This window comes from Mesorhizobium helmanticense (assembly GCF_003034915.1).
Taxonomy (GTDB): domain Bacteria; phylum Pseudomonadota; class Alphaproteobacteria; order Rhizobiales; family Rhizobiaceae; genus Mesorhizobium; species Mesorhizobium helmanticense.
Genome location: NZ_PZJX01000068.1, coordinates 13,661 through 26,168, shown reverse-complemented (window position 1 = coordinate 26,168; position 12,508 = coordinate 13,661). Strand labels below are relative to the sequence as shown.

The window sequence follows — 12,508 nt, the reverse complement described above, 5'->3', positions numbered from 1 at the left end:
GTCCGCCTGAATTCTGGTCATCTGGCAGAGTCGCCGATAATGTTTCGGCGCTGGGGATATTTGGGGCTCGGCATGAAGAAGACCTATGAGAAGCCGACGCTTGTCAAGAAGGACAGGCTTTCGGCGATCACAGCCAACGGTGCGCTTTCAACCCCCGTTCCGGGCTGATCAGAGGACCAGCACCAGATCGTCAAGCACGAGCTGCCAGTGGTGCTTCGTCGAGAGGCGAACGCGCGTCACTGATTTGAGCATCGGCGCATAGTGCACCGGCGCGAGCGCCGACAGCACGATCTCGTCGCTGGCAATGCGCTGTTCCCCAAGCCAGCTTTCGATCACTGCCGTCTCCCCCTCCGACATCAGCCATGCCGCGGTCAGCATCGCCGAGTGAAACCCGAAAGGGCGTTCGCGGCTGAATTCGGCCGGATGGCCGCTGCTGGTGTAGGCGATGTGGGCTCCCGACACATTGCCGTTGACGTAGCCCTCGCTGTCCTTGACGTGGTCGCGCGACATGGCGTTGAGATTGCGCCAGTCGAGCCCCGAATGGCCGCAGGGTACCTTGCGCAAGCCGCGTGTGGTGACGTCGTCGAAGCCGATCGTGTGCAGCGCTGCGTCGGGCGCGATGGAACCTTGTGAGAGCAGGCCGAGATCGGTCGGGTAGGATGACAAGGCAAGGCGCCGGTCGAGCCCGCCGCCGGATATCAGCATTTCGTCGGCCCGATCCGGAAGATCGAAGCGGAAAGGCGCGCCGGGTGCCAGCGTCCGGCTTTCGAGAAGCTGACCCCTGCCCGTTACCGACAGGGTGGTTTCGATCCCCGCCGGCATTTTGCCCGTCAGCCTGCGCCCGGGCACGAGACCGACCGGCTTCGGCAGGCTTTCCCCGACCAGGCCGACCAGCGATGCCGGCGCATCCGAAAGCTGCAACGACTGGTCCTGATTGGCGCCGCTGGCGCGCCAGCCCGGTGGAACCGAGACCGAAAACCGATAGGTGCCGGGCGAGCGGATCGCGGCCCGGCGCCGGATCGCCGACATCTTGAAGTTGGCGAAGCCGCCATTGTTGCTTCGCTCCGCCGCAATGAAGGCGCCCTGCCCGTCGAACAGCCGCACCATGATGCCGGCCATGGGCCGGTCGGCGAGCCCATATTTTCCGTCGCCATCGACGTCCATATAGACGAAGGCGGAGTAGTTGAGCGTCGTGGTGGTGCTCGGCCGCCAATCGGCGCGCACGGCATAGTCGTTGGCGGGATCGGCCCGGCGCTGGGTCTTGCGCCGCAGACGGGCCTGCCGCATCGGCCAGTAGAGAAACGCCATGGCGGCGGCGAGGACGATCGCGACCACGATCGTGATTTCGGCTGGGCCGAAATCACCCATGGAGGTCAGGCCCCCGCAGCAACGCTGTGAATTCATTCGAGGGCGGGATGTCGATCATTGGAAACCCTTGGCTGGCGCTTTGCCGCAGCCTAGCTTGCGCGCTGGCCGCTGGACAGATGGCGCTGGAATGAAGCGCCGGCACGGCACGGCCGAAGCTGCCCTCCTTCCGTCGTCCTAGGACCTGAAGCCAGGCCATTTCTTGCCAATTGGCAAACATGTGCTATATATCTGCCAGAAAGTGAGGTTCCGATGCAGCTTCAGCCTATTGTCACCACGCCGGCCGCCGCCGGAGCGGCCGCCATTGCCGAAGAGGAAGCCGGCGCCCTGGCGCGCACCACGGTCAATCTGTTCAAGGCCTGGTCTCTCACCGATGGCGAGGCCTGCATTCTTCTCGGCGGCATGTCGCCCCGCACCTGGGCGCGCTGGAAGGAAGGGCTCATCGGCAGGATCGATCGCGATCTCAGGATGAGAATGGCGCACCTGATGGGCATCCACAAAGGCCTGCGCTATTTGTTCAGCGAGCCGTCACGCGGCTATGCCTGGATCCGCAAGCCCAACGCCGCGTTCGCAGGCCAATCGGCGCTTGACCTCATGCTGCGCGGGGAAATGTCAGATCTTTCCGCAATGCGCGAATGGATCGATGCGGAACGCGGTGCATGGTGAGTGGACTTGCGGTTCGCCGGCATGTTCACTGGCAGCAGACCTTTCGCATCATCCGTTCCATCTATCCGCCGATCGATCTCTTCGAGGACATCGCCGATCCGCGCGACTGGGAGGCGCTTGCCTCCGTCGAGGAAAAGACCAATCCGCGTATCCGGCTCGAGATCGGCGACCTCGGCAAGGTCCCGGCCGCCAGACGGGTTTCCGGCCCGGGCGCCAGCCTGGTGATGGCGCCGTTCGTGCATTGCTCGACCCTGCGGCCCGGCCGCTTCTCGGACGGCAGCTACGGGATCTACTATGCCGGCGACAGCGAAGACGTCGCGCTCGCCGAGACCATCCATCACCACCAGAAATTCATGCTCGCGACGAAGGAGGAGCCCGGCTGGACGGCCGACTTCCGCGTGCTGGTCGGCAGCGTCGACCGCGACCTCGACGATGTCGACGCGGTGCCCGGTGTACTGGACTCGGACGACTACAGCGCTTCGCAGGCGGAAGGACGCGGCTTGCGCGCGGCCGGAAGCGACGGGCTCAGCTGGGCCAGCGTGCGCCTGACCGGCGGACGCTGCATCGGCATCTTCTGGCCCGACGTCATCACCATTCCCATCCAGGGACGTCACTACAGCTATCACTGGAACGGCGCCAGCGTGGATTTCGTACGCCAGCTTGATACGGGACGGGTGCTGGCGGTCAGTCAATAGTGAATGGGTGAGTAGTGAGTAGTGAAATAAATGGTGGGTTTCGAATAGTGAACTGCGATGGCTATTTCTACTCACTGCTCACTACTCACTCATTCACTCACCTGCACCCACACCGGCGCATGATCGCTGGCGCCGTCCTGTCCGCGCACCTCGCGGTCGATGCCGGCAGCAGTGAGGCGGCGCGCCAGCTTCTTCGACAGCAATATGTGATCCAGCCGTAGGCCGGCGTCGCGCGGCCAGCGATTGCGGCGGTAATCCCAGAATGTGTAGAGCGTTTCCTTCGGGTATTTCTTGCGCAGCGCATCGGTCCAGCCCTGGTCGAGCAGACGCTGGAACGAAGCCCGGCTTTCCGGCTGCACCAGCGCATTGTCGTCATAGGAGCGGGTCGGGTAGATGTCGCGCGGCTCGGGCACGATGTTGTAGTCGCCGATCAGCGCCACCGGCAGGCCGGTGTCGAACAGCTCGGCGGCATGCGCTTCCAGCCTGTCGTGCCAGGCCAGCTTGTACTGGAATTTCGGGCCGGGCTGCGGATTGCCGTTCGGCGCATAGAGGCAGGCGATGACAATGCCGTTGACCGCCGCCTCGATGTAGCGGCTCTGCTTGTCGGCATCGTCGCCGGGCAGCGCCTCGCGGGTTAGCACAGGCTCTGAACCGCGCGCGAGAATGGCGACGCCGTTCCAGGTCGGCTCGCCCTTCCACACCGCGCCATAGCCGGCATCCGCGAGTGCCGTGCGCGGAAACTGCATGTCCCTCGCCTTGAGCTCCTGCAGGCAGACGACATCAGGTTTGGCCACGGTCAGCCACGCCAGCAGGTTTTGCAGCCGGCTGTTGATGTTGTTGATGTTGAAGGTGGCGAGTTTCATCGGGCGCTTCAGCCGACGATCCTTCCCGTCCACGCCTTCACTGCCTCGGCGAGCGACTTCAAATGATCGGCGGCGGAGAAGCCCGAAACGCTCTTGCGCGGCTTCAGATCGTGGTCGCCGTCCTCCAGCCAGATCACCTCAATCGCATCGGAAAGGCCGTAGGTCGCGACCTCTTCCCTGGTGCCGAACTCGTCGCGCGTGCCCTGGAAGATCAGCGTCGGCGTCTTGAGATCGGCGAGATGCTTCGTCCGCAACTGCTCCGGTTTGCCGGGCGGATGGAAGGGATAGCCCAGACAGAGCAACCCTGAGACTTCGCCCTTGGAAAACATCTCGTCGGCGATCATCGAGGCGACACGCCCGCCCATCGACTTGCCGCCGATGACGAGCGGACCGGTCACGCCCTTCGCCCTGAGATCGGCGAGCGCCTTGACATATTCCGGGTTCACCGTCTCGGCCCGCGGCGGCGGCTTGCGGTGGCCGTAGCGGCGGGCCGCCATATAGTGGAATTCGAAGCGCGCGACACGGAAGCCTGCGGCGGCGAGCGCCTTGGCCGTGGCCGCCATCGAAGCCGAGTCCATCGGCCCACCGGCGCCATGGGCGAGCAGGATGGTGATGTCAGCGGTTTCGGGTCCGTCGAAGAGGAAGTGGGTCATGGGATGATATCGCGATGACGGCCGAGTTCCTTCACACCCCCCTCTGGCCTGCCGGCCATCTCCCCCGCAAGGGGGGAGATTAAGCGCTCGGCTGCTTTCGCCAATCCCCAATGTTGCAGGAGTGAGCCGGCAGTCGAAGCTGTTAATCTCCCCCCTTGCGGGGGAGATGGCCGGCAGGCCAGAGGGGGGTGTTCAAGCGCGACCAAATGAAGACCTCACCCCGCCGTTCGCGCCATCTGCAAATCGACGAACTGTATCCCCTTCGCCGCCATCCGCGCCCATTCGGAATCCGCATCGAGCTCGAGATACCGCACCCAGTTCCGTCGCGCCTCGGCGAGATTGCCGGCGGCGAACTCCAGCCTCGCGAGGTTGAACACCGGATCGGCATAAGTTTTGTCGAGCGTGATCGCCTTGACGAGATGCCGGCGCGCCGAAGCCACGCGGCCCTCATCGCTCATCAATCCCGCCAGATTGAACCAGGCTTCGACGAACCCGGGATCGAGTTTTATGGCGCGGGCATAGTCATGCGCGGCCTCGTTCACTCGACCGGCGCCGCGCAGGCAGTTGGCGCGGTTGAAGGCGGCGACGGCATCGCTTGGATCGATGGAAAGGCAGCGCTGGTAGAGCACGGCCGCATCGTCGTGCCGGCCCTCCTCTTCCGCTGCCTCGGCCTCGGCGAACAACTCTTCCAGCGTGTCGTCATCAACCGTGCCCAGATCGAACAGCAGTTGCCCATCGAGCTCGCTCTGGCCGTTCTCGAGATAGATCGCATCCGGACGGCCAGATGCCGAGCCGACAGCGAGCGACTTGGCGGTGAGCGAGGCGACCGGACCGGAACGATGGACGGAGCGCGCGATCGCGCCCCAACTCGCACCACCTGATATCAGCCCGGCATATTTGCGAGCCAGGATAAGGTCGCGGAAGGAATAAGGCTCGCGATCATGCTCAAAGGCATCGAACAGCGACAAAAGATCGAGATCGACGGCGGCTAGCCGCGACTGGTCGATGAGCGACTGCCGTGACAGCGCCGAGGCCTCCGGCGCCTTCATCAGGCCCAAGAGGCGCAGAAATCCGTTTTCGCTGAGAAGCGCGCGCCCTGCCCCGCGTTCGACATCGGCGCGGCGCTCGATCTCGGCATCATCTGTCTTTGCGAGGACCATGCGGCCGAACACGACATGGCTGGTGCGCCGGGTGACGCCGCGCCGCAACTGGCCATGCTGGCGCGCGAGCTCACGCGCGGCCAGCCGCAGCGGAAACGCCGCCAGCGCGCCGACGACGCCGAAGACGGCGCCGGGGATGCCGCCGGCGGGGATCGTCACCCCTTGCTCTTGCCGACGGCTTTGAGCAGATTGGCCTTCAGCGGGTTTTCCTTGGCAGCGCCGCCTGCTGCCGCCTTCTTGGCTGCGGGCTTCGCAGCCTCATCGGCCTTGCTCTTCGACTTGGCCGGCGGCTTGGCCGATTGCGACAAACTCGCCTTTAGCGCATCCATCAGGTTGATGACATTGCCGCGCTCGGGCGCCGCCGCGATGATCGGCTTGTGGCCCTTCAGCTTCTCGCGGATCATCCCCATCAGCGCGATCTCGTAGCGGTCCTCGTAATTCTTCGGATCGAAGGTGGTTTCCTTCTGCTTGATCAGCGCTTCGGCCAATTGCAGCATTTCCGGATCGGGTTTGCCGGCCGGGATATTGCCGAAATATTCAGCCGTGCCGCGCACTTCGTTCGGGTTCCTCAAGGTGCAGACGAACATGCCGTTCTCGCGCGCGCCGATCGTTACCACGCGCTCGCGGCTGGACAGCACAAGGCGGGCGATCGCCAGCTTGCCGGATTTGCGCATGGCTTCGCGCAGCACGGCGAAGGTCTCCTCGGCCATTGCGCCATCGGGAGCCAGATAATAGGGCGCGTCCTGATAGATGACGTCGACCTCGCCCTCGTCGACAAAGGCCTCGATGTTCATCGTATGGTTGGATTCGATGCGCACCGCGTCGAGGTCGGTATCATCGATGATGATGTACTGCTTGTCCTCGTATTCGTAGCCCTTGACCAGGTCCGAGCGCTCGACCAGCCCGAGTTCGGGATCGACCGGCTTCATGTTGATGCGATTATGCGTCTTCTTGTGCAGCTGGTTGAAGCTGATGCGTTCGCTGGCGCTGGTGGCCGGATAGAGCCGGACCGGACAGCTGACGAGGCTGAGCTTGAGGTAACCTTTCCAACTTGCCCTGGGCGCCATGAATTCTCTCCTACGCGGCCGTGCACTGTCGAACTGTTGCAGCGCTGTTCGTCCGAAGGACGAATGACAACACCGAAATCCTACATCGAGCCCTCACAATACCGGCAAATCCCTAGCGAAATCTTCCATGTCCGCCCAGGGATCGCCCGAAGTCGCCAGAAGGCCCGGCAGCGAAGAATAATTCAAATCCTGCGGAGCGTCGATGGATTCCAGATCGGACCAGCTCACCGGCGTCGAGGCCGGCAGATTGGTGCGGGCGCGCAGCGAATAGGGTGCGGCGGAGGTGTGGCCCCGCGCATTGCGGTGATAGTCGATGAAGATGCGCCGCTTGCGATTGTCCTTGCCCATGGTGGTGGTGAAGGTATCCGGTGCGGTGGCAGCCAGATGCGTGGAGATGGCGCTGCTCGCCTGATGCAGCTTCTTCCAGTTCTGCTTTTGCGTCACCGGCACAGTGATGTGGATGCCGCTGCCGCCGGACGTCTTGGCGAACGGCATCAGCCCGAGACCCTCCAGCTCACCCTTGATGTGCACCGCGGCCTCCACCACCTCGCGCCACGCAATCCCCTCGCCCGGGTCGAGGTCGAAGACGATCAGGTCGGGCTTGTCCAGTTTTGTGCGATGGGTGCCCCAGGTGTGGAACTCGACCACGCCGAACTGCGCCAGCGCCAGATAGCCCTTGGCGCCCTCGACCGACAGATAGGACTTGGTCTCGCCCTCGGAGTTGGTCGCCTCGAAGGTGACGACCGAAGGCGGCATGCCGGTGAAGGCGTGGCGCTGGAAGAAACAGTCCTGCGGCTTGCCGGTCGGGCAGCGCACCAGCGATACCGGACGGCCGAGAATGTGCGGCAGCATGAAGTCGCCGACCAGCGCGTAATAGACCGCGATATCGAGCTTGGTCGGCCCGGTCTTGCCGAACAGCCGCCGCGTCGGGTTGGTCACCCAGATCGTCGCCAGGTCGGCCTCGGCGATCAGCCGCTTGCGTTTCGCCGAGACCGGCGTCGACAGGCCGACATCCCTCAGGCCGCGGAACACGCCGTGACGCAGCGCATTGTCCGACGTTCGGTTGGCGTAGTGAATGCGCGCCGACAACAATGGCCGCACCCAGTTCATCTCGCGCATGATCTCGCGCGGCACGCCTTCGGGTGGGGTGGCGCCTTCGCGCAACGGTTCAAGCCGCGCCAGCAATTCGCTGGCCATCCCGGCATCGAAGCCGGTGCCGACCTTGCCGCGATAGTGCAATTCGTCGCCGTCGAATTCCGCCATGCCAAGTGCCGCCAGCCCTTCGGCTGCGTGCGACGTGGTGTAGCCGGCGATGACGAAGTCGCCGTTCTTCAGCGCCTTGGTCTTGGTCCAGCTCTTGGTGCGGCCGCTCTGGTAGGTCGCGGTGGCGCGCTTGGACACGACGCCTTCCAGTCCGAGGTCACTGGCCTGGTCATAGAGCCCCTGCCCGTCGCCCTCGACATGGTCGGAGAATTGGATGGCCGAATTGGCGCCAAGGCCGGCGAGCAGTTGCGAAAGCAGCGACTTGCGCCTGATGAGCGGCGCTTTCCTCAGATCCCAGCCGTCGAGATAAAGCAGATCGAAGGCGTAGAAGTGGAGCTTGTTGCCGGCGCCCTCTGCCAACGCGTCCTGCAACAGCGCGAAGCGGCTGATGCCCTTGGCATCGAGCACGACGACCTCGCCGTCGATAACCGCCTCGCGGCACGGCAGCCTGGCGAAGGCGTGCGGAAGGTCGCCATAGCGCTTCGTCCAGTCGAGGCCGGCGCGGGTGATCAGCCGCGCCTGCTTGTCGGCCAGATGCGCCATGGTGCGGTAGCCGTCGAACTTGATCTCGTGCAGCCAGGTTTCGCCGGTGCGATCTCCGGGATGTTCGCCGCCCGGCGGTTTCGGCACCTGCGTGGCCAGTTGCGGCTCGATGCGCGCGGGCGTCGGCGCCTTGATGGCGCCGGGCAAAGCACCCGGTTTCAGCGCGACCGGCTTTGCAAGTTTGGCGGCAGGCTTTGGCGCCGCTACCAGCTCCTCGATGCGACGCCCGGATTTGACGCTTTCCGGCCGCTCGCCGAGGATATCGAGTTTGGTATCGGCGGCGAGATCGCGCTCCTTGAACAGCAGCCAGTTTTTCTTGCCCTCATCCTCGCCTGGCTTGGGCTTCAGCCGCGTCAGCATCCAGCCGCCATTCAGCTTCTCGCCGGCCAGGCGAAACTTGAAGGCGCCGGTGCGCAGGCTCTTTTCGACATCGTCCATTGGCGCCCAGGTGCCGGTATCCCAGACGATCATCGGACCACCGCCATATTCACCCTCGGGAATGACACCTTCGAAGTCGATATAGTCGAGCGGATGGTCCTCGGTCTCGACCGCCAGTCTTTTGTCGGCCGGATTGAGCGAGGGACCGCGCGGCACCGCCCAGCTTTTCAGGACATCACCGACCTGCAGGCGCAGATCGTAATGGTCGGCCGTGGCGTGATGCTTGTGAACGACGAAGCGGTTGCCATCGTCGCTGAGCAGTCCGCCTGCCGGTTCGGGCGTGCGGCTGAATTCGCGCTTGGCACGATAGGTCTTGAGTTTTGGAGAGGTGGTCATGTCTGCATGCCGGTCGGGATGCCGCACGAAAACAAGGGCTTGACGCACATCGCTTGATTCATTTTGTCAGCATGCGGCAGGCAGGTGTCGCGCCCACGCGGCTCAATCGTCGGTGGCCGGGGTCAATTCGAGCTCGGCGGGCGAAAGTCCCTGCTGAAGCTGGCTCAACCGGAACTCGTCGACCCAATAGGCCTCACCATCGACCAGAACCCGCGCGCTGTAAGCGCCGGCGGAAAAGCGCTGCGCGGTGACGTACACCTTGTGGCGGTCGAGCGCCTGGCGCACCGCGGCGCGCTTGGATTTCTGGGCAGTGACGGAACTGGCCATGGGTTCGCTCATACGCCGGGTCGGGGCCTGATCGCAGCCCGAGAACCTCTTCAAAATGGCCGAGACCGAGTGTCCTGTCAATTTTGAGACGGTTCTAACGCGCCAGTTGAAACAGTCGGTTGGTGAATAGCCGTGGGAAACCATTGCGCCATCAGTCGCGTTTGACGCCTCACCGAACCGCTGGTCCGAAGCCCGCCCCGCCAGTTTGGGCAGGTGGCGATCGCTTTCCTCAAGGTTACGGGTGGTCCGCGTCGGGGCCGCTCTTGTGCCCGTTTCAGTTCGGCTCGGACCACCCGCCCGCCTTGCGTCCTTCCCAAGACAATAGGCTGTATAAGCGCATTGGAAAAACGGCGTGTTGACCCAGATCAAACGCGAAGTGGAATGTCGCCGACATCGAGCAGCCATTGCCAGACAGCCAGAGTAGCCCATCCGGCTTAATTGCCTCAAGCGTCGCGCCCGCCTGCCCTCACGCCAATCGGGCGGATTGAGCGATGGCGCTTGGAGCGACAGGCCGCAAATCACGCAATACGCGCCGTATTTCGCCGGCGGCATCCTTGCCCAGCACATTGTCGCCAAGGGTTCGTCCATCGAGGCGCTTGTACTGCTCGGTGCGGCGTTCCTGCTGTCGTGCAGGGAGGTGGCTTCGGGCGTCGGCTGGATGCAGGCCCATTTCGGATTCTCGCCGTCGCTTGCCCAACTGCTTGCCGCCAATGTCGTCGTCTGCGGCCTGTTCGGCGGGGCTCTGCTCTTGCGACGCCGCATCGCACCGACACCGCTGGTGCTTATGCTGGGCGGACTCACTTATCCGCTCTACCTCCTGCATCAGGAAGTCGGCACGCTCTGGCTCAACGCGCTGTCGCCGGCGGTCGGCCGCTGGGTCGCCCTCGCACTCGTGCTGGCGGCCTTGCTTTCCGCCTCATTCGTGATCTCGTTCTTCATCGAAAAGCCGATACGCAAGCCTTTGATATCGCTGCTGCTGCCCCCGCTGAACATGATGGCAAGCAAACTTCGGCGCCATAGGCCGGCATAGCTCGTCCACGCATTCGTCCGTTCTTGCGCAAACCTCCGGCCTTGGCTAGCATCCGCCGGCCGGCGCCGAGCGGAGGAGAACGTCGCGGTGGACCGCGCAAAAACAAGGACTTGACGCACATCGCTTGAATCATTTTGTCAGCGTGCGGCAGACAGGTGTCGCGCCCACGCGGCTCAATGGTCGGTAGCCGGTGTCAATTCGAGCTCGGCGGGCGAAAGTCCCGGCTGAAGCTGGCTCAACCGAAACTCGTCGACCCAGGAGGCCTCGCCGTCGACCAGAACCCGCGCGCTGTAGGCGCCGGCGGAAAAGCGCTGCGCGGTGATGTAGACCTTATGGCGGTTGAGCGCCTGGCGCACCGCGGCGCGCTTGGATCTTTGGGCAGTGACGGAACTGGCCATAACTCACTCATACGCTCGATGCCACACAACAGGGCGCTGGGAACAAGGATGGCCGAGACCGGGAGGCCTGTCAATTTTCGCGCATGGTCGGATGGCGAGACGAATGGTCCACTGAGAATGACGGCCGGGCATGGTCTGATCGATGCAATTTGTTCTCAGATTTCACGAAATCGGATTTGTGGGACCAATTTTCATATGAAAGTGTCGTTTTTCACAGAATGCAGCTTCGCCCTCGCCTAGCGTCACAGCAATTGTGCGGGGTGGTTCAATGGCATCTGGATCGATAAGCGGCAAATCCGAGCGCATGGGTTCGCTCGATCTGCTGCGCTTGGTGGCGGCTTTGGCTGTCGTCTGCTTCCACTACTTTTTCCGGGCATCGCACACACCGCCGCTGCTGGTGAACGGCTACCCCGAACTCGACCCCTTCGCGATCTACGGCTACATGGGCGTCAGTCTGTTTTTTCTGATCAGCGGTTTCGTCATTGCCTGGTCGGCCGAAGACCGGAACTGGACGGAGTTCGCCGTGGCAAGGTTCGCGCGGCTTTATCCTGGCTTTCTTGTCTGCATGACCATCACCTTCATCATCCAATTCCTGGCCCGCGATCCGAACCTTCCATACGACCCGATGACGTGGGTCGCCAATCTCATTGTCGTCGCTCCCGCCCTCAACAAACCCTTCATGGACGGTGTCTACTGGTCGATCGTCTTCGAGATTATTTTCTATGGCTGGATTGCGATCGCCCTGTTCTTCGGCGTCTTCTCGCGCTGGAAGCTGCAAATCGTGGCGACATGGCTGCTGATTTCCGTGATCAACGAAACGGTCATCCACAGTACGGCCCTGCACATGGTGTTCGCCACGCAATATGCGCCATTCTTTGCCGCCGGAATCCTTGCCCAGCACATGGTCGCGAAGGGTGCGTCAATAGAGGCGCTGGTGCTGCTTGGTGCAGCGTTCGTGCTGTCCTGCAAGTACCTGCATATCGAGGCCGACTGGATGCAGGAAAATTACGGGGCCTCGCTGCCGTTCTCACAGCTGCTTTTCGCAAATATCGTCGTTTATGCCCTTTTTGGCGGAGCTCTCCTCTTGCGTCATCGCATCGCGCCGTCACCCCTGGTGCTCGTGTTGGGCGGGCTGACCTATCCGCTCTATCTTCTGCATCAGCATATCGGCATGCTCGGGCTCAACGCGCTGTCGCCAACGGTTGGCCGATGGCCGGCCCTCGCAATCGTCCTCGCGCTGGTCCTGTCAGCCTCCTTCGTGGTCTCGTTCTATTTCGAAAAGCCGATACGCAAGCCTTTGATATCGCTGCTGCTGCCCGCGCTGAACATGATGGCAAGCAAACTTCGGCTCCACCGGCCGGCATAGATCGGGCGCAAGTGAGCCGCATCCGCATGGTGGATAGCGAGTCACAACAGTTCCTCCGCCCTGGAGATAAGAACCGCCTGGAGCGTTTCCTGTTTTGACGAAAGCGTAGCCAGCATTTGCGGGACAGTTGGCGCACTCTGCGGGTTCGATGGTTGCGATGAGTGCGCCGATGCGGCGCCAAGTCGCCTCGACCGTTGCCTTTTGGCGTTCATCGCCTCATCCATGTGTATGGGCCTGATCCATCCGATGTATCCTTCGGCTAGCGCTCCAAGATTATTCGCAGATCGGTCAAAGCCAGCCAGACTTGCCAACGCTTGGAAATCCCCCAATCGGAGGCA

13 protein-coding genes and 1 pseudogene are annotated in these 12,508 nt (G+C 63.0%); 5 read left to right on the top strand and 9 right to left on the bottom strand.

Annotated features, from left to right (window positions below; translation table 11 throughout):
* The first annotated feature begins 72 nt into the window (after positions 1-72).
* Complete coding sequence (locus tag C9427_RS31640; protein ID WP_097576244.1) at positions 73-168, top strand: hypothetical protein; 96 nt, start codon at positions 73-75, stop codon at positions 166-168.
* Here the strand turns inward: C9427_RS31640 and C9427_RS31635 are convergent, their stop codons facing one another.
* Complete coding sequence (locus tag C9427_RS31635) at positions 169-1,368, bottom strand: hypothetical protein (protein ID WP_107652930.1); 1,200 nt, start codon at positions 1,366-1,368, stop codon at positions 169-171.
* Between the two features lie 249 nt (positions 1,369-1,617).
* Between C9427_RS31635 and C9427_RS31625 the strand changes: the two genes are divergently transcribed.
* Together C9427_RS31625 and C9427_RS31620 are read left to right on the top strand one after the other, a co-directional pair.
* Entirely contained in the window at positions 1,618-2,031 is a 414-nt protein-coding gene (locus tag C9427_RS31625; protein ID WP_107652928.1) for an MbcA/ParS/Xre antitoxin family protein, read from the top strand.
* A complete protein-coding gene (locus C9427_RS31620) occupies positions 2,025-2,726 on the top strand; it encodes an RES family NAD+ phosphorylase (RefSeq protein ID WP_107652927.1) in 702 nt (233 codons plus the stop codon). The genes C9427_RS31625 and C9427_RS31620 overlap by 7 nt, the downstream gene beginning before the upstream one ends.
* A gap of 89 nt (positions 2,727-2,815) precedes the next feature.
* On the opposite strand, the gene C9427_RS31615 is transcribed toward C9427_RS31620, so the two are convergent.
* The 6 genes from C9427_RS31615 to C9427_RS31590 all read right to left on the bottom strand — a co-directional run bounded on the left by C9427_RS31615 (position 2,816) and on the right by C9427_RS31590 (position 9,376).
* A complete protein-coding gene (locus tag C9427_RS31615; protein WP_107652947.1) occupies positions 2,816-3,589 on the bottom strand; it encodes an exodeoxyribonuclease III in 774 nt (257 codons plus the stop codon).
* An 8-nt stretch (positions 3,590-3,597) separates the two neighbouring features.
* Positions 3,598-4,242, bottom strand: a complete 645-nt coding sequence (locus tag C9427_RS31610; protein WP_107652926.1) for an alpha/beta hydrolase family protein — start codon at positions 4,240-4,242, stop codon at positions 3,598-3,600.
* Positions 4,243-4,457: 215 nt separating this feature from the next.
* Positions 4,458-5,561 carry a tetratricopeptide repeat protein gene (locus C9427_RS31605; RefSeq protein ID WP_107652925.1) on the bottom strand — a complete coding sequence of 368 codons (1,104 nt, stop codon included), beginning with the start codon at positions 5,559-5,561 and terminating at the stop codon, positions 4,458-4,460.
* Entirely contained in the window at positions 5,558-6,469 is a 912-nt protein-coding gene (ku, locus tag C9427_RS31600) for a non-homologous end joining protein Ku (protein ID WP_107652924.1), read from the bottom strand. Before ku ends, C9427_RS31605 begins: the two co-directional genes overlap by 4 nt.
* Positions 6,470-6,562: 93 nt before the next feature.
* A complete protein-coding gene (ligD, locus tag C9427_RS31595) occupies positions 6,563-9,049 on the bottom strand; it encodes a DNA ligase D (protein WP_107652923.1) in 2,487 nt (828 codons plus the stop codon).
* A gap of 102 nt (positions 9,050-9,151) precedes the next feature.
* A complete protein-coding gene (locus C9427_RS31590; protein WP_107652946.1) occupies positions 9,152-9,376 on the bottom strand; it encodes a hypothetical protein in 225 nt (74 codons plus the stop codon).
* 484 nt (positions 9,377-9,860) lie between these two features.
* On the opposite strand from C9427_RS31590, the gene C9427_RS31585 reads away from it, so the two are divergent.
* Positions 9,861-10,406 carry an acyltransferase family protein gene (locus tag C9427_RS31585; protein ID WP_208636447.1) on the top strand — a complete coding sequence of 182 codons (546 nt, stop codon included), beginning with the start codon at positions 9,861-9,863 and terminating at the stop codon, positions 10,404-10,406.
* Positions 10,407-10,579: 173 nt separating this feature from the next.
* Here the strand turns inward: C9427_RS31585 and C9427_RS31580 are convergent, their stop codons facing one another.
* Positions 10,580-10,804 (bottom strand): hypothetical protein, encoded by a 225-nt coding sequence (locus tag C9427_RS31580; RefSeq protein WP_107652922.1) that lies wholly within the window; start codon positions 10,802-10,804, stop codon positions 10,580-10,582.
* Between the two features lie 268 nt (positions 10,805-11,072).
* Here C9427_RS31580 and C9427_RS31575 point away from each other — a divergent pair, with 268 nt between their 5' ends.
* Complete coding sequence (locus C9427_RS31575; RefSeq protein WP_107652921.1) at positions 11,073-12,170, top strand: acyltransferase family protein; 1,098 nt, start codon at positions 11,073-11,075, stop codon at positions 12,168-12,170.
* Between the two features lie 90 nt (positions 12,171-12,260).
* Here C9427_RS31575 and C9427_RS35040 read toward each other — a convergent pair.
* Positions 12,261-12,374 (bottom strand): annotated as a pseudogene (locus C9427_RS35040) (IS630 family transposase); the annotation flags it as partial.
* Between the last annotated feature and the right edge of the window lie 134 nt (positions 12,375-12,508).